At 58.4% G+C, this 16642-nt stretch carries 17 protein-coding genes and 1 tRNA gene; 14 read left to right on the top strand and 4 right to left on the bottom strand.

Annotated elements, in window-relative coordinates; genetic code table 11:
* Positions 1 to 3: 3 nt before the first annotated feature.
* The 11 genes from nirJ to GOW92_RS17025 all read left to right on the top strand — a co-directional run bounded on the left by nirJ (position 4) and on the right by GOW92_RS17025 (position 11975).
* Positions 4 to 1218, top strand: coding sequence for a heme d1 biosynthesis radical SAM protein NirJ (nirJ, locus tag GOW92_RS17075; RefSeq protein WP_170562274.1), 1215 nt, complete (start codon positions 4 to 6; stop codon positions 1216 to 1218).
* Positions 1193 to 2746 (top strand): nitrite reductase, encoded by a 1554-nt coding sequence (locus GOW92_RS17070; RefSeq protein WP_170562272.1) that lies wholly within the window; start codon positions 1193 to 1195, stop codon positions 2744 to 2746. The genes nirJ and GOW92_RS17070 overlap by 26 nt, the downstream gene beginning before the upstream one ends.
* Complete coding sequence (locus tag GOW92_RS17065) at positions 2703 to 2966, top strand: hypothetical protein (RefSeq protein ID WP_170562269.1); 264 nt, start codon at positions 2703 to 2705, stop codon at positions 2964 to 2966. The genes GOW92_RS17070 and GOW92_RS17065 overlap by 44 nt, the downstream gene beginning before the upstream one ends.
* Before the next feature lie 89 nt (positions 2967 to 3055).
* Positions 3056 to 3520, top strand: coding sequence for a DUF2946 family protein (locus tag GOW92_RS17060; protein WP_170562266.1), 465 nt, complete (start codon positions 3056 to 3058; stop codon positions 3518 to 3520).
* Positions 3511 to 5688, top strand: coding sequence for a 4Fe-4S binding protein (locus GOW92_RS17055; RefSeq protein ID WP_170562263.1), 2178 nt, complete (start codon positions 3511 to 3513; stop codon positions 5686 to 5688). The genes GOW92_RS17060 and GOW92_RS17055 overlap by 10 nt, the downstream gene beginning before the upstream one ends.
* Before the next feature lie 16 nt (positions 5689 to 5704).
* Positions 5705 to 7612 carry a TAT-dependent nitrous-oxide reductase gene (gene nosZ, locus GOW92_RS17050; RefSeq protein WP_170562260.1) on the top strand — a complete coding sequence of 636 codons (1908 nt, stop codon included), beginning with the start codon at positions 5705 to 5707 and terminating at the stop codon, positions 7610 to 7612.
* 3 nt (positions 7613 to 7615) lie between these two features.
* Positions 7616 to 8872, top strand: coding sequence for a nitrous oxide reductase family maturation protein NosD (locus GOW92_RS17045; RefSeq protein ID WP_170562257.1), 1257 nt, complete (start codon positions 7616 to 7618; stop codon positions 8870 to 8872).
* Entirely contained in the window at positions 8862 to 9755 is an 894-nt protein-coding gene (locus tag GOW92_RS17040; RefSeq protein WP_170562254.1) for an ABC transporter ATP-binding protein, read from the top strand. Before GOW92_RS17045 ends, GOW92_RS17040 begins: the two co-directional genes overlap by 11 nt.
* A complete protein-coding gene (locus GOW92_RS17035) occupies positions 9752 to 10573 on the top strand; it encodes an ABC transporter permease (RefSeq protein ID WP_170562251.1) in 822 nt (273 codons plus the stop codon). The genes GOW92_RS17040 and GOW92_RS17035 overlap by 4 nt, the downstream gene beginning before the upstream one ends.
* A complete protein-coding gene (locus tag GOW92_RS17030; protein ID WP_170562248.1) occupies positions 10570 to 11085 on the top strand; it encodes a nitrous oxide reductase accessory protein NosL in 516 nt (171 codons plus the stop codon). Before GOW92_RS17035 ends, GOW92_RS17030 begins: the two co-directional genes overlap by 4 nt.
* A complete protein-coding gene (locus GOW92_RS17025; RefSeq protein WP_170562245.1) occupies positions 11082 to 11975 on the top strand; it encodes an FAD:protein FMN transferase in 894 nt (297 codons plus the stop codon). Before GOW92_RS17030 ends, GOW92_RS17025 begins: the two co-directional genes overlap by 4 nt.
* A gap of 82 nt (positions 11976 to 12057) precedes the next feature.
* On the opposite strand, the gene GOW92_RS17020 is transcribed toward GOW92_RS17025, so the two are convergent.
* The 4 genes from GOW92_RS17020 to GOW92_RS17005 all read right to left on the bottom strand — a co-directional run bounded on the left by GOW92_RS17020 (position 12058) and on the right by GOW92_RS17005 (position 14708).
* Positions 12058 to 12147, bottom strand: a tRNA-Ser gene (locus tag GOW92_RS17020).
* Positions 12148 to 12318: 171 nt separating this feature from the next.
* Positions 12319 to 13374, bottom strand: a complete 1056-nt coding sequence (locus GOW92_RS17015) for a hypothetical protein (RefSeq protein ID WP_170562242.1) — start codon at positions 13372 to 13374, stop codon at positions 12319 to 12321.
* Positions 13375 to 13529: 155 nt separating this feature from the next.
* Positions 13530 to 13847 carry a DUF3775 domain-containing protein gene (locus GOW92_RS17010; RefSeq protein ID WP_170562239.1) on the bottom strand — a complete coding sequence of 106 codons (318 nt, stop codon included), beginning with the start codon at positions 13845 to 13847 and terminating at the stop codon, positions 13530 to 13532.
* Positions 13848 to 13934: 87 nt separating this feature from the next.
* Complete coding sequence (locus GOW92_RS17005; RefSeq protein ID WP_170562236.1) at positions 13935 to 14708, bottom strand: DUF1365 domain-containing protein; 774 nt, start codon at positions 14706 to 14708, stop codon at positions 13935 to 13937.
* 149 nt (positions 14709 to 14857) lie between these two features.
* Here GOW92_RS17005 and GOW92_RS17000 point away from each other — a divergent pair, with 149 nt between their 5' ends.
* The 3 genes from GOW92_RS17000 to GOW92_RS16990 are packed head-to-tail and all read left to right on the top strand — an operon-like array spanning position 14858 to position 16639.
* Positions 14858 to 15514: a sigma-70 family RNA polymerase sigma factor gene (locus GOW92_RS17000; RefSeq protein WP_170562393.1), complete on the top strand. Its 657-nt coding sequence runs from the start codon at positions 14858 to 14860 to the stop codon at positions 15512 to 15514.
* Positions 15515 to 15524: 10 nt separating this feature from the next.
* Positions 15525 to 16175 carry a ChrR family anti-sigma-E factor gene (locus GOW92_RS16995; protein ID WP_170562233.1) on the top strand — a complete coding sequence of 217 codons (651 nt, stop codon included), beginning with the start codon at positions 15525 to 15527 and terminating at the stop codon, positions 16173 to 16175.
* 59 nt (positions 16176 to 16234) lie between these two features.
* The gene (locus GOW92_RS16990) at positions 16235 to 16639 is read left to right on the top strand and encodes a hypothetical protein (RefSeq protein WP_170562230.1); all 405 of its coding nucleotides are present in this window, start codon (positions 16235 to 16237) and stop codon (positions 16637 to 16639) included.
* Positions 16640 to 16642 lie beyond the last annotated feature (3 nt).

Genomic DNA, 16642 nt, shown 5'->3' with positions numbered 1-16642 from the left:
GACATGTTCCGCCTGACCGAATACATGCACCAACTGGTCAAACCGACCCCGGTGCGCAAACGCCGCCCCGGACCGGTGAAACCAGTGGTAATCTGGAACCTGACGCGGCGCTGTAACCTGAAATGCCGCCATTGCTACACCGTTTCGGCGGATGTGGCGTTCCCCGGTGAGCTCAGCCATGAGCAAGCCATGGTAACCCTTGAGGATCTGGGCCAATTTCGCGTTCCTGCCCTGATCCTCTCGGGTGGGGAGCCGCTGGACCGGTTTGATTTCTTTGAAATTGCCAAACGCGCCCGCGACTTGGTGCCGATGCTTGCGCTGTCGACCAACGGCACGCGGATCTACGACGAAACCGCCGACATGATCGCCGATGTGGGGTTCAATTATGTCGGCATCTCGCTGGACGGGATTGGCGCCACCAATGACTGGTTTCGTGGAGTCGAAGGCGCTTTTGCCGACGCCCTGCGCGGTGTCCGCGAATGTAAAAAGCGCGGCATCAAAGTGGGTCTTCGATTTTGCCTGACCGAGGGCACTCAACACCACCTGCCCGACCTGCTGCATTTGTGCGATGACGAAGGTGTCGACAAGTTCTACCTGTCCCATCTGGTCTATGCCGGTCGTGGCGACAAGAATCGAGGCGAAGATGCTGAACATCTTCGCACTCGGAACGGGCTGGATCTGCTGCTGGACCGCGCGTGGGAGGCTGCCTCGGGCGGGCGCACGCTGGACATCGTAACCGGCAACAACGACGCGGATGCGGGGTATTTCTTGAACTGGGTCCGCAAACATTTTGATGCCCAAAAAGCTGATCATGTACGCGAACATCTGGCAGCTTGGGGTGGCAACTCCAGCGGCCTCGGCGTGGCCAATATCGACAATCTGGGCCGCGTGCACCCCGACACCTACTGGTCGGACTACACGGTCGGCAACGTGAAGACCCGGTCGTTCTCGGAGCTTTGGACCAGCGATGATCAAATGCTGGCCATGCTGCGCACACGTCCCCGCCCCCTGAAAGGGCGCTGCGGCGCCTGTCAGCTCAAGGATGTCTGTGGTGGCAACACCCGTATCCGGGCTTTGCAGGTGACCGGCGACCCGTGGGCGGAAGATCCAGCATGCTATCTGTCAAACCAAGAAATCGGCGTGGATGAGGCGGGCGATCGCCTGCAGGTCACGCCGTTCCGGGGGAAACGCCATGATCCGGCGCATCAGTTCTTCTAAGACACTCAAACTCGGCACTCTCTGCTCGCTGTTGTTGATCGGAACCGCGTGGGCTGACGCTCCCTCGGATTACGCTGAATTTTGTGCGTCCTGCCACGGCGAAAACCGCTTAGGCGGTGTGGGTCCGGCGCTTATCCCTGAAACGCTCAAGCGGATGCGCGGCCCCCGCGTTGCCGCAGTTATCGCCGAAGGGCGGACCGCAACACAAATGCCTGCCTTCTCGCACGAACTGGACGCGCTGCAGATCGAAGAACTGGCGGGTTGGTTGAAATCACCGCTGGAAAGCGATCCCGAGTGGGGTGAGGCCGACATAAGGGGCAGCCGAATTCTGGACGAGAATTACGTCGCAGTTGAAGCACCCATCTGGGACAGCGACCCGATGAACATCACTCTGGCTGTTGAGACCGGGGACCATCATGTCAGCGTGCTGGACGGTGACACTTTCGAGGTTTTGGACCGGTTCGAGACACCCTTTGCCGTTCATGGCGGTCCAAAATTCAGCCCAGACGGGCGATATGTGTTCATCATGTCCCGAGACGGTTGGGTCCAGAAGTATGACATTTGGGCCTTGAAACAGGTTGGCCGCGTGCGCGCTGGCCTGAACAGCCGCAACATCGCCATGTCGGGCGATGGCAAATGGGTGGCCGTGGCAAATTACCTGCCCAACAGCCTGACCCTGCTGTCGACCGAGGATCTAACCGTGGCCAAGGTCATCGACATCAAAAGTAAGAAGGGCAAACCCAGCCGTGTTTCGGCCGTCTATCAGGCTCCACCGCGCGAAAGCTTTGTGCTGGCGCTAAAAGACGTGCCCGAAATTTGGGAGGTCTTCTACGGCAATAATCCTCCTCAATTTGGTATCGGTCATGACTTCCGTATCGAAGGGCAGTTCAAGAACCCCGACCCCTTCCCAGTGCGCAAGATCACTACACCCGACTACCTGGACGATTTCTTTTTTGACCAAAGCTATGAATACGTCATGGGCGCATCTCGCAACGGCAAAGGCGGTCAGGTCATCGATCTTGTGATCGGTCAGAAAGTGGCCGATCTGGACCTGCCTGGCATGCCGCATCTTGGGTCTGGCATCACATGGCGAAATGGCGACACAACCGTGATGGCCACGCCGCATCTGACCGACGGCACCGTGTCCGTGATCGACATGCAAACCTGGGAAACCGTCAAGCGGATCAAGACCGAAGGGCCGGGTTTCTTCATGCGCAGCCATGAGAATTCGCCTTACGTCTGGGCAGATGTGTTCTTTGGGCCCAACAAGGACGCGATGCATGTGATTGACAAGCAAAGCCTTGAAATCGTGAAGACTCTGCGGCCTGCACCGGGTAAAACCGTGGCCCATGTGGAGTTCACAAAGGACGGCAGCCACGCTTTGGTGTCCATCTGGGAAGATGATGGCGCGGTGATCGTTTATGACTCGCAAACGCTGGAAGAGGTCCGCCGCCTGCCGATGCGTAAACCTTCGGGAAAATATAATGTCTGGAACAAAATCACCTTCTCGGAAGGCACCAGCCACTGAAGGCAAATGGCCGGTCTGGAAGCTGGCGATATTGCTGTATCCAGCCACGGCCCTGACCGTGGCCATCAACCTGTTTCTGGCCGGCCTGATCGCCAACAGCGCCGGGTTTGGTATGGTTGCCCCGGTGACCGCGATCATCTGGTCAATTCCACTGGGTGTACCAACCTCATGGCTGGCCGGGCGTTGGTTGCGTGGTTTGATGGATGAAGCGGACGATTAGTCCCAAATTTCCTGCGGCCTAACCGAAGTCAAGTATCGGCATGAGAGAATCCCCTACACCTTAGGAACGATTTCCGAGTTGGATTCTCCATGCCCGCCCTTAGCCCTTTGCACAGCCTCCCTGTTCGCGCGTTGCGTGCGACGTGTGCGTTGGTGGGTATCCTCCTGCTGTTGTTGCAAACGATCGGCCCGGCGCTGGCGAGTCCCGGCCAAAGCATGTGGGTGGAGATCTGCTCGGAGGCAGGCGCGGTCTGGGTCCAGATAGACCTTGAGGAGGAAGACCTGGACCCAACCGCGCCCTGCCCCAAATGCGCCGATTGCGCCCTGTGTGCAGTCACCTCGGCGGCCCCGGTGCCGAACTTGCCTGTCCTGGCACGGGAAAGCGTTATTCACACCGAACACCCTTCGCCCCGCGATCTGGTTGAGGTCTGCAGCTTGAAACGATTGTGGCCTGAAACCCGTGGCCCCCCGGCTGCACCCAAGAAACACATCGAACGCGCCCAGCGCGCGCGCATAGCGTCAATCCTAGTATCCGGAGGTGCGCTGTGGTCGTAAGTCGCGCAATCCATTTCCTGCTGGCCCTTGCCCTGTTCTGCTTGGTGGCGATCAACGCCCGTGCCGACAGCCTCGCCAGCTTCCTTCCCGAGATCGAGCCTGCCGAACTGGCCCCCGGTGCCGATGCCCTTGGCCCGGTGCGCGACGACGTGCCCGTGGCCCCGGTTCTGAAAGGTGGCGAAATCGTTGCTTGGGCCTTTCTGACATCTGATTTCGTGGGCACCACCGGTTATTCGGGCAAGCCTATCCACGTGGTTGCCGCAATCGACGAAGATGCCGTTTTGACCGGTGTGCAGCTGGTCAAACATTCAGAACCCATTGTGCTGATCGGCATCCCCAATTCGCGCATGGTCGAACTGACCGAAAGCTATACCGGGCTGGACCTGAAGGTCGAAGCCGAGACCGGTGGCGAAGGGCATGACTTGGATATCATCTCGGGCGCGACGGTCACGATCATGGTGATCGACGACAGCCTTGTGCGCGGCGGTATCAAAGTGGCCCGCGCGCTGGGTCTGGGCGGCCTGTCTCCGCTGCAGGCCGATGGCCCGAAACGCGAAGTCGATATGGCGCAAGACGCCACCTATGACTGGACCACCCTGTCCGGCGACGGCTCAATCCGGCGTCTGACGCTGGATGTTGGCCAGGTCAACGAGGCCTTTGAGGCCACTGGCGATCAACGTGCCATCAAACGCCCGGAACCGGGTGAACCGGATGACACGTTCATTGACATGCATGTGGCACTGGTCTCGGTCCCCTCGATCGGCAAGTCCCTGTTGGGCGAGGCCGAGTATCAGAACCTGACCGGGTGGCTGGACGAAGGCGAACAGGCCATTCTGGTGCTGGGTCGCGGCGCCTACAGCTTCAAGGGCTCGGGCTATGTACGCGGCGGGATTTTCGACCGTATTCAGCTGATTCAGGGCGACAATTCGGTACGGTTCTTTGACAAGCAGCAAGAGCGCCTTGGCAAGGTTGCGGCCGCTGATGCGCCCAGCTTCACCGAACTGGATATCTTTAAAATCCCTGCCGAGGCGGAGTTTAACCCCGCCGAGCCATTCCGCCTGCAATTGCTGGTGCAACGAGCCGTGGGCGCGGTGGAAAAGACATTCCTGACCTTCGATCTGGGCTACAAACTGCCCGAACAGTACTTGCTGCCTGCGACCGCCCCGGCAGTTGTCGACGACGCCACCGGCGAGGCCGCCGCCAAGGCCGCCCTTTGGAAGCGTATCTGGAAAGATCGCACGGTAGAAATCGTCGGTCTGGGCTTCATGCTATTGGTGTTGACTGCGACTTTCTTCTTCCAGTTCCACGCCACGATGAACGCGCGGGTCTTCTACTGGTTCCGCATCGGCTATCTGACCATGACGCTGTTCTTCATCGGTTGGTATGCCAACGCACAGCTGAGCGTCGTGAACCTGATGGCGCTGGCAGGCAGCCTGCGCTCCGGGTTCAGCTGGGACGCTTTCTTGCTCGACCCGCTGGTCTTTATCCAATGGTTCGCCGTCGCCGCCGCCCTGCTCTTCTGGGGACGCGGAGCCTATTGCGGCTGGCTTTGCCCATTCGGCGCATTGCAAGAACTGACTAACAAGATCGCCCGCGCGCTGAAGGTGCCGCAGTGGACCCTTCCCTGGGGTCTGAACGAACGCCTATGGCCCGCAAAGTATATGATCTTCTTGGGTCTCTTCGGTCTCAGTTTTGTCTCGATCCCATTAGCCGAGAAATATGCCGAGGTCGAGCCGTTCAAGACCGCGATCATTCTGAAATTCATGCGCGACTGGCCGTTTGTGGTCTTTGCGCTGACCCTGCTGGGGATCGGGCTGTTCATCGAACGGTTCTACTGCCGCTACCTCTGCCCGCTGGGCGGAGCGCTGGCGATCCCCGCCCGTATCCGCATGTTCGACTGGCTGCGCCGCTACAAGGATTGCGGCACCCCCTGTCAGACCTGCGCCAACGAATGCCCCGTTCAGGCAATCCACCCCACCGGTGAGATCAACCCGAACGAGTGCGTCACCTGCCTGCATTGTCAGGTGCTCTACCAGTCCGAGGACAAATGTCCCGTCGTTATCCGCCAGCTGAAACGGCGGGCCAAGACAGGGTCGGTCCAGATGAAGACCCCACTCGGACAACCACCGGCGAACCATCCGAACGCCAAACCGCAATCCGTTTCCTAAAAAAGGAGGAACGATCATGTCGGACAATGAAAACAAACTGAACATCACACGCCGTGGGATGCTGGGGGCCACCGCAACCGGCGCTGTGTTGGCCGGGACCGGTCTGGGTTCGACCCTGATGACCGCGAAACAGGCCAGCGCTGCGGCCAATGCCAATCTGCAGCCCGGCGAGTTGGACGAATATTACGGCTTCTGGTCCTCGGGTCAGACCGGTGAGCTGCGCATCCTGGGCTTCCCGTCCATGCGTGAGCTGATGCGGGTGCCGGTTTTCAACCGCTGCTCGGCCACCGGTTGGGGGCAGACCAACGAGTCGCTGAAGATCATGACCGACGGTCTGCTGCCGGAAACCAAGGAATTCCTCGCCAAGCGCGGCATGAAAACCTATGACAATGGCGACCTGCATCACCCGCATATGTCGTTCACCGATGGCACCTATGATGGCCGCTATCTGTTCATGAACGACAAGGCCAACACCCGTGTTGCCCGTGTGCGCTGTGACGTGATGAAATGCGACAAGATCACCGAGATCCCGAACGCCAAGGCGATCCACGGGCTGCGTCCGCAGAAATTCCCGCGCACCGGCTATGTCTTTGCCAACGGCGAAGATGAAACTCCGCTAGTCAATGACGGCACAGTGCTGGACGATCCATCGCAATACGTGAACATCTTCACCGCGCTGGACGGTGACACGATGGAGGTCGCATGGCAGGTGATCGTGTCGGGCAACCTCGACAACACCGACTGTGACTATCAGGGTAAGTACGCCTATTCGACCTCATACAACTCGGAAATGGGTATGAACCTGGCCGAGATGACTGAGAACGAGCTGGACCACGTTGTTGTCTTTAACCTTGCTGAAATCGAAAAAGGCATCGAAGCCGGTGACTATCAAGAGCTGAAAGGCGTTAAGGTTCTGGACGGCCGTAAGGGTCAGAACAAGAAGTACACCCGTTACATTCCGATTCCGAACTCGCCGCACGGCATCAACACCGCGCCTGACGGCAAGCACGTCTGCATCAACGGTAAGCTGTCGCCGACCGTTTCGATCATGGACGTGACCAAACTGGACGCCCTGTTCGAAAGCGATGCGGATCCGCGGTCGTGCATTGTGGGTGAGCCGCAGCTGGGTCTTGGTCCGCTTCACACCGCCTATGACGGTCAGGGCAACGCGTTCACCACGCTGTTCCTGGACAGCCAGATCGTGAAATGGAACATCGACAAGGCAATCGAAGCCTATGGTGGTGCAGATGTGGACCCGATCATCTCGAAGGTCGACGTCCACTATCAGCCGGGCCACAACTCGACTTCCATGGGCGAAACCAAGGATGCCGATGGCAAGTGGCTGATTTCGATGAACAAGTTCTCGAAAGACCGGTTCCTGAACGTAGGCCCGCTGAAGCCCGAGAACGAGCAGTTGATCGACATCTCGTCCAACGAGATGAAGGTGGTTCACGACGGCCCGACCTTTGCCGAGCCGCATGACTCGATCATCGTTCGCGCCGATATCGTCAACCCGGTCAATGTCTGGGACCGTGCCGATGTCACCTGGGAGGACGCCCGCAAACAGGCCGAAGCCGATGGCATCGATTTGGAAGAAGGCGCGGAAGAACCGATCCGGGACGGCAACAAGGTGCGGGTCTACATGACCTCGCAGGCGCCGACGTTCAGCCTTGAGAAGTTCACCGTCAAACAGGGCGACGAGGTAACAATCTACGTCACCAACCTGGATGACGTGGACGACGTGACCCACGGCTTCTGCCTGGGTAACTACGGCATCGCCTTCGAGATCGGGCCAATGGCAACCGCGTCGATCACTTTCACTGCGGACCGTCCGGGCGTGCACTGGTTCTATTGCCAGTGGTTCTGCCACGCACTGCACATGGAAATGCGCGGCCGGATGCTGGTCGAGCCTCAGGGAGCATAACTTATGCGTTGGTCCCTGCTCATACCGCTCCTGCTCGGCTCGCCCCTTTGGGCGGCGGACTGGGATGTGCCCAATCGGGCGGGGGCCATCAATGAAACACTGGCACAGGCGGCGGATGGGGACACCCTCCGCCTGAGCCCCGGTATCTATACCGAAACATTGGTTCTGGACCGGCCCGTCACCATTGACGGGTTGGGCCAGGCCACCATCGACGGACAAGGCAACGGCAGCGTCATCACCGTTACCGGGCCGGGTGTGACCGTGCGCGGTCTGACGGTAATCGGCTCGGGCTCAAGCCATGACGGGATCGACAGTGGCATCCAACTGACCAAAACGGCCAAAGCGCCGTTGGTCGAAGATAACGTGCTGCTGGGCAATCTCTATGGCGTCGACATCCACGGGGCCAAGGACAGCATCGTACGTGGCAACCGGATCGAAGGACGTTTGGATCAGCGGATGAATGACCGCGGCAATGGTGTCTATGTCTGGAACGCGCCAGGCGCGCGGGTTGAAGACAACGATATCCGCTATGGCCGTGACGGTATCTTTGTGAACTCGTCTAAGAAGAACACTTTCACCGGCAACCTGTTCCGCGATCTGCGCTTTGCCGTGCACTATATGTATGCCGACAATTCAGTGGTCAGCGACAACGTCTCGATCAGCAATGATCTCGGCTACGCGATCATGTTCACCTCAAACGTGACCGTGGCCAACAACGTGTCCATCGGTGACCGCGAACATGGCGTGATGCTGAACTACGCCAACAAGAGTGTCATCGCCGGCAACGTAGTGAAAGGTGCCAAGGAAAAATGCACCTTCCTCTATAACTCGAACAAGAACGAATTCACCGACAACTGGTTCCAGGGATGCGGCATCGGCATCCACTTTACGGCCGGATCCGAGCGCAACCGGATCGTCGGAAACGCCTTTGTCGGCAACCGGACCCAAGTGAAATACGTCTCGACCAAATGGGTCGAGTGGTCCGAAGACGGGCGCGGCAACTATTGGTCCGATTTCGCCGCCTATGATGTGGATGGCAACGGAATTGCCGACACACCCTATCGCCCCAACGACTCGATTGACCATGTGCTGTGGACCCAACCCGCAGCCAAATTGCTACTCGGCTCCCCCGCCGTGCAGCTGGTGCGCTGGTCACAATCCGCTTTTCCGGCCCTGCTGCCGGGCGGCGTGATGGACAGCAATCCATTGATGCAAGCCCCTAAACCCCCAGCAATGAAAAAGGTGCCTCATGACGGATAAGGCCCTGACGATAAACAAGGTCTGTAAGAACCGAGGGAAAACCCGCGTTCTCGACGATATCAACCTGTCTCTTGCCCCCGGCCAGCGCGTCGCGCTGCTGGGCCATAACGGCGCGGGAAAGTCTACCCTGATCAAATCCATTCTCGGCCTGACCCCAATCCACGGCGGAGCCATACGGATCGGAGACGCAACCCCCGGCAGCGCTCAAGCGCGGCGCGAAACGGCCTATCTGCCCGAGGCGGTGTCGTTTCATCCCGCATTGACCGGGCGTGAGCAGTTGACCCTGTTTGCGCAGCTTTCAGGCGCAAAAGCCGATGTGCCCGGCCTGTTGGAGCGCGTCGGTTTGAGCGATGCCCCGGACCGCCGGATCGGAGCCTATTCAAAGGGAATGCGGCAACGTCTGGGTCTGGCGCAGGTTTTGCTGGGCCAGCCGAAAGTGGCGCTGCTGGACGAGCCGACCAGCGGGTTAGACCCGATCTCGCGGCAAGATCTCTATGCCATCATTGACGAACTGGCCGCGCAGGGCACGGCGGTTCTGATCGCCTCACATGCCTTGACCGAAGTCGAGGCCCGCACCGACCGCATCGCCATCATGCGCAAGGGTCGGATGGTCGCCGACGACACGCTGAACAACCTGTCCGCGCTGGCGGGTCTACCGATCCGCCTGCAAGTTCGCGCCAGCGCCAACCCCGACGCGCTGGCCGCTGAACTGGGCGGCAGTCGGATCAACGGGGCATCCGTCGAGTTGCTCTGCTCACCCGAAGATAAGATGGAGGCCTTGCGCCGCATCGCCGGACTGGGCGACTCGGTAGCGGATGTGGAAATGACGCCGCCAAAACTGGAGGACCTTTATCGCCACTATGCAAAGGAGGATTTGCAATGACCCGCTTCCTCGCCATAACCCGCACTGAAATGTTAATCCTGCGCCGGAATCGCTGGCTGTTGATGGCTACCTTGATGATGGTTCTGTTCGCCTTGGCGCTGACCTTTGCGGGCAGCGCACCGACGGGCACGCTGGGGGTCGATATGCTGACCGTCTCGGTCGCGTCGATGACCACGCTGTCGGTCTATCTTGCGCCCCTACTGGCACTGATGATCGCATTCGACGCCATCGCAGGAGACGTGGACCGGGGTAGCCTCTCGCTGCTGCTGTCCTATCCCGCCGGTCGCGGGGAAATCCTGCTGGGCAAGTTCACCGCCCACCTGGCTGCATTGGCCTTTGCCATGACCATCGGTTTCGGCACCGCAGGCGCGGTGGCCGCCTTCTTTGGCGGCGCGGGGCCAGAGAGCCTGATGGCGCTGGTCCGCCTCATCCTCACATCCATCCTGCTGGGCGCTGTGTTTTTGGCGCTGGGTTACCTGCTGTCCGCGTTGGCGAGGGGCGCAACGGCGGCGGCAGGTCTGTCGGCCGGGCTCTGGCTGGTCTTTGTCGTCCTCTATGATCTTGGCTTGTTGGGAGCCGTGGTTATGGATGAGGGCGGCACTTTCACCCAATCCGTCTTTCCGTGGGTGATGGTAGCCAACCCGGCCGACGCATTTCGTCTGTGGAATATCGCCGCGACCGAAGGTGTCGCAATGGCCTCTGGCATGACCGGTGCGGCACAAGCGCTTCCGGTTTGGGCAGCACCCGCGTCATTGTTGATCTGGCCAATTCTGGGCTTCATCCTCGCTCGCGCCGCGTTCCAGAGGGTTGAGCCATGAAGCATCTGTTCCTGATCGCTCTGTTCGCACTGACGGCCTGCAAAGAAGAGGTCGCCGAGGTCCCCGATCCAGTTGACTTGACACCGGATGCGCTGAGCTTCTTCTGCCAAATGAATATCGCCGAACACGGCGGACCCAAAGGGCAAATCCATCTGGAAGGTTATCCCGCACCACTGTTCTTTGCACAGGTGCGGGACCTGGTGGCCTACCTCAAAAGCCCGGAGCGGGACGCCGACATCATTGCCATCTACGTCAGTGATATGAGTGTCGCGCCCAACTGGCAGCAACCGGGTGTATCCAACTGGATCGCCGCCGAAGTCGCCATCTTTGTTGTCGGCTCCGACGTCGCTGGCGGCATGGGCGCGCGTGAGGTGGTGCCGTTTTCAAACCCTGATGATGCCGCATCATTCATCGCACAATATGGCGGTACCGCTTTGCCCCTATCCGACATTCCCGATGCCGAGGTATTGGGCCCCGTAGATCTGGACCTGCTACTGGAGACACCCGCATGACCCTTCTGTCTCGCCGCCGGTTTCTGTCTATCTCGGCCGCAAGCGCGGCCTGCCCTGCAATCGCGGCCCCGGTCACAGCCGCCCTGTGGCGCGGTTCTGCATTGGGCGCACCCGCCAGCATGCAGTTGATTGGGCTGACAGATACCCAAGCCCGCCCCGTTTTTGCCGCCGTCGAGGCCGAAGTCACACGGCTGGAAGATATCTTCAGCCTGTATCGCCCGAAATCCCAACTTTCGCGCCTGAACCGCGATGGTTTTCTTATGCATCCAGCGCCCGAACTCTTGAGTCTGTTCAGCCTGTGCTCAGTTTTGCACCAGAATTCAGGGGGCGCCTTTGACCCGACAATCCAGCCGCTCTGGGCTGCTCTGATCAACGGTGAGGACGTCAAAACCGCCCGCAATTCCATCGGATGGAACAAGGTCTCGGTTAACAACGATGTCATCCGCTTGCCCTATCCCGGACAGTCGGCGCTGACACTAAATGGAATAGCGCAAGGAGCAATCACAGATCGCATCGCCGCGCTGCTCCGTTCAAAAGGGATGCAAGACATCCTGATCGATATGGGGGAAATAATGGCAATCGGGCAGCGCCACGACGGGCGCGCCTGGCAAGTGGGTCTGGCAGGTCCCCAGAGCCAGGTCACAAAACGTATCTCGCTACGCGACCGGGCCGTTGCGACTTCGGATGCCACCAACCTGATGCTGAACGAAGCTTATGGCCATATCTTCAACCCTACAGGACGAATGCCATCCAGCCGGGTTGTGTCAGTATCTGCAAACACCGCGGCGCTGGCCGATGGGCTTTCAACAACCCTGTGCGCTCTGCCTGACGGAGAATTGTCGAAGGTTCTGAACCTTTTCCCAGACGCACATCTTGAGATGCAGGCCTGACCCCAAGCGCATGCAGCGAACATAAAAACCACCGACCAAAACCGACAGATAGTTAGGCGGATCTATCCATTTCGAGATTTTGTGGCGGAGACGAAGGGATTCGAACCCTCGAGACCCTTCCGGGCCTACTCCCTTAGCAGGGGAGCGCCTTCGACCACTCGGCCACGTCTCCGCTGGCCGGTATATCCTTGCATGTCGACCAGATACAAGGCGATTTTGTTCAGGTTTGCATTTTTTCTGAAATCGATTGCGCCGGAGCTATTTCGGCTGCTTTAGCGTGGCGAATGCCTGCTCTTTCTATTCCCGATTGCGATCCGAGGTCGTTAGGAACGCTATTGAAACTTTAACCCCGTTCGTCTGCTTCCGTTACCGCCTGCAAGAAAAACAGCGTCGCCGGATCCAGATTGTCTTGAGCCATGACAGCCTCGAAGGTGGGGATCAGGGCGCTGGTGTCCCAGGGTCGGACAGCCAGGGCAATCCAAATCGCAAGGGAGTTGTCTTGGTCCAACTGGCGCTTAAACACATCCAGTATCAGGGGTCGCGTTTCCGGATAGGCTGTTCCGCCATCGGCCAGGCTGCGGATAAGATTTCGCTTTTCCTCGTCGGTTCGATCAGGCCGCAGCAGCGACTTTTCGATTTCCAGGATTGCCTGATCACGATCCACTGCGATACCCGCCAACCCCCAGTCATAAAGGTTAAGGGGTCGGTCGCGAAGCGCGCTTTGATAACCAAGCCTTACACGTTCGTTGGCCTTAGGGTCCGACTGAAGACCCAACAAACGGATAAGCACCGGTGCGTAGGCAAGGCGGTTTGGATTCCGCAAATCCTGCAACAATTGCGCCGTGGGCACGGCGTCGGCCAGATGGGTCACAAGCCGATAAGGCGCGCGATGGATCTCGATCAGTGCAGCGTTGCGCAGCATGCGATCTTCGTGCGTAAGATAGTCACTGAAAAAGGCAACCTGCGCCGCGCGGTCCGGAGCGCCACTGACCCACCCCTGCCCCTTGGCGCGCAGTGTCTCAAGGAATTGGGTTCGATCCGGTGTCATCAGAAACCCTTTGATCCAGCCGCCGGAAAGTCCGCGGCCAGCCTTGTCTCGGTATCCCGCTCTGTAAATCATCAAAACTGTTCGGTTGGGATCCACACGAAATGCAGAGCGCGCGACGCTGTCGACCAGAAAGGGTATTTCCGGCAAAGCCTCGACCTGTTCAGGCGTGCCTTTCACAATCGAAACGGGAGTGAACCTGAAGGGATTGTCAGGCGATGGCGCTGCCAGCACGATCACGCGTGCGGAAAGGATCTGGTCCGCAAGTGAATATTCCGGAAGCTCGACGCAGACGCCGCAGGCTTGAGCGGGCCGAGACCCAAAACCCAAGCAAAACGCGAGTACAGCAATCATTTGCAAGGCGCGCCACATCGGTCGTGCTCCGTTTCCTGGCACCCCAATATGAACGGGGTCGCTTTCGGCTTTCCTGTGCAGGTTATCCGAAAACCGGGTTTTCGGCGAATGCTAAACGATTTGCTGTCCGGGCCAGATGCACACAACTGGTGCACTTACATCAGGTCGTTTTCCACATCCTCGGCCGAGATACCTAGTGCGTCCAAGCCGTTTTCAAGGTGATCCGACAGGTGCGGTGTACCAATCAGGTAATCCGCGCAAGGGGTCGAAGCCTCGGACTTGGCGGTTGCGATGGCCTCAGACAGATCTTCGGCGAAAAAGCTTTCGCGCCCGATCCACATGACAGCCACCAGTTCAGCCTGTTCATCCTCGCTCATTCGGCCAATGAAGGCGCGCAATTCGCCCTCTGCGCGATCCAGCTCGCGCCCCATCATCGCAACCTGAGCGATTTTCCTTGGCGAGATTTCCATCATGACCCGACTCCTCATATTCGCGGTTTCAATAGTACCACAACCACGGGGGTCAGCCTGAGTCTTTGATCTTAAGCAAAAACCCAAGTTCTAGGGTTTGCGACTGCGGGACATTGGCTGATCAGGCACCGGGGCCGTTCGGAATGGAACAAACCGGGCCTTTTTGATCTTGAGCTTTAGCGCCTGCCACAGGATCAGGAAGAATGCACGCCGGGCCCCGAAGGGCCGGCGCAGCAACGACCACAAAATCGCCCGGTTGGTTAGCGGCGCTCGTGGTCCGGTCAGGGTGGCAATCAACCCACCCGCCTTTCGGCCATAATCGATCCAGACACCGACACGCTCGGGGCTGTGATCAAACCGGAACACGTATGTGCCCTCGATCTTCTGAAACGGCGAGACATGCATCAGCTTGTCCGCAACGATGCGATCTGTCGGTTGGATCGGCGCATAGTCAGGATTATTGCAGAGATAGCTGTGGCGGGTGCCGTAAGTATTCGTGACTTCGGCCACTACGGCATAAAGCTGTTCATCGGCATTGAAGCAAAACCAGAAGCTGACCGGGTTGAACACATGCCCCAACACCCGCGGCTGCGTCAGCAACTCAAGCCGTTCGGGTTGGGTTACACCCATCTCATCGAATTTTGCACGCAACCACACCGCGCCCTGGCCTTTGCCGGGCTCACCACCGTGGTCGAGGTCTCGCCAGTACATCGCATTGGCGCGGTTCATCGAAAACAAGAGCGGTGTGTCAGGCCGGGCTTCGGGGTCCAACAGGATGTAATCGATAGAATACCGAAACGCATTTTCGATCCCACCTTTTCGGCCGTGATAGGTGTGGCCTGAAATATGGTCGACTCTATTCATTACGAGCGATTTCCTATCTTGCCTGCAAGCCGTTAAAACGGCGCTCTTTTTTGCGTCATGTACATACTTATCATACGAAACATGGTCCGGTTCGGATTAAAATAGCACCACAATGTGATCCAGCTTGGGTGTCACTGCGTATTGTTGTTATGTTTACCGAGATCGATACCGCGACCTTGGATGAACCGGTGGCCTATAGGCCTTCACAGAAACCGTGGCGCGCGAAAAAACGCATCAAGGGAAGACCGGTGAACCAAGCGGAAGACAATTGCAATAAGCGAGCTGAGTGGGTGGACCACGTCAGACGCATAAGGGATGCACAGGACCAGGCCGCGTTTGCCGAGTTGTTTCAGCATTTCGCCCCGCGGATCAAAGCTTTCCTGATAAAGTCGGGCTCAGATGCGGCTACGGCCGAAGAGTGTGCCCAAGAGGTGATGGCCACTCTGTGGCACAAGTCACATCTTTTCGATCCCGCGAGGGCGACCGTGGCCACATGGGTGTTCACAATTGCTCGGAATAAGCGCATCGACGTTCTGCGCAAGCAACGTCGCCCCGAACCCGAGGATCTGGGATGGGGCCCCGAAGCAGAGCCGGAACAGGACGACGTACTTGCGCTGCAACAAGAAACTGCGCAGCTGCGCGACGCTTTGACCGCGTTGCCAGAAGCGCAAAGACAGCTGATCGAGAAAGCCTATTTCGGCGATCTGAGTCATCGAGAAATCGCATCTCAGACCGGGTTGCCACTGGGCACGATCAAATCACGGATACGGCTGGCGCTGGACCGCTTGCGCCACGCGATGAATTGAGATGACGGATATGAGCAACAAGATCAAACATCACCTGACAGATGACCTGCTGATGGCATACGCCGCAGGCACTCTGCCCGAGGCTTTCGACCTGATGGTCGCGACACACCTGTCCTTGTGTGATCATTGCCGCGCGCGTGCGGAAAGTTTTGACGCAGTCGGTGGATATGTTCTGGAAGAGCAGGACGACACCGTTGCGATGAACGACAAGGCACTTGCGGAAACGATGGCATTGATTGCAAACGGCGCACCTATTGCCAAACCCAAGCGCCCCGGTTGTTCGGTTCTGCCGACACCATTGCAGGATTACGTTGGTGGCGATGTGAACGACATCCGCTGGCGACCAATCGGCATGGGGGTCAAGCAGGCGATACTGCCGACAACCGGTGATGCGACCGCCCGGTTGCTATTCATACCGGCGGGCACCGCAGTTCCCGACCACAGCCATAATGGCATGGAGCTGACAATGGTTCTGCAGGGTGCGTTTTCGGATGAGGTCGACCATTTCGCCCGTGGCGATGTGGAAATTGCAGATGAAGACCTCCACCATACCCCTACAGCAGACATTACGGGGGATTGCATTTGCCTGGCGGTCACTGACGCGCCGCTTAAATTTAACAAGCTGATGCCGCGCCTGTTCCAACCGTTCCTGAGAATCTGACCCTATAAGCGTTCATGTGATACTCTTTTCCGGCACGCCGTTTTATGGAGGCATCTTAAATGATCAGAACTACAATCTTAGCTCTTGGCCTACTTGGCTTTGCATCGGTCGCATCAGCCCAACTGGTCGCTGATGTAAAATTTGAGCCGGGCAACTTCGGTACAATGGTCAATGGTACCGTCACAGGAAACGAGTACTTCGACTACAAGTTGGGTGCAAAAGCCGGGCAAGAGATGTTCGCCGACCTCAAGGTAAGCGACACAAATGGCTATGGCGTGATCTACTTCAACATCCTGCCGCCAGACAGTGATGGCTTCGCGATCTACAACGGCTCGATCGACGGGAACACCGCGCGCATCGAACTGCCTGAGGATGGAGACTACACGATCCGGGTCTACCTGATGGGCAATGACCGCGATACGGACAAGACGGTCGGCTACAATCTGGATCTGTCAATCCAGTAATGC

This window comes from Ruegeria atlantica (assembly GCF_013032505.1).
GTDB classification, from domain to species: Bacteria; Pseudomonadota; Alphaproteobacteria; order Rhodobacterales; family Rhodobacteraceae; genus Ruegeria; species Ruegeria atlantica_F.
This window is presented reverse-complemented; position numbering and strand designations above follow the sequence as displayed.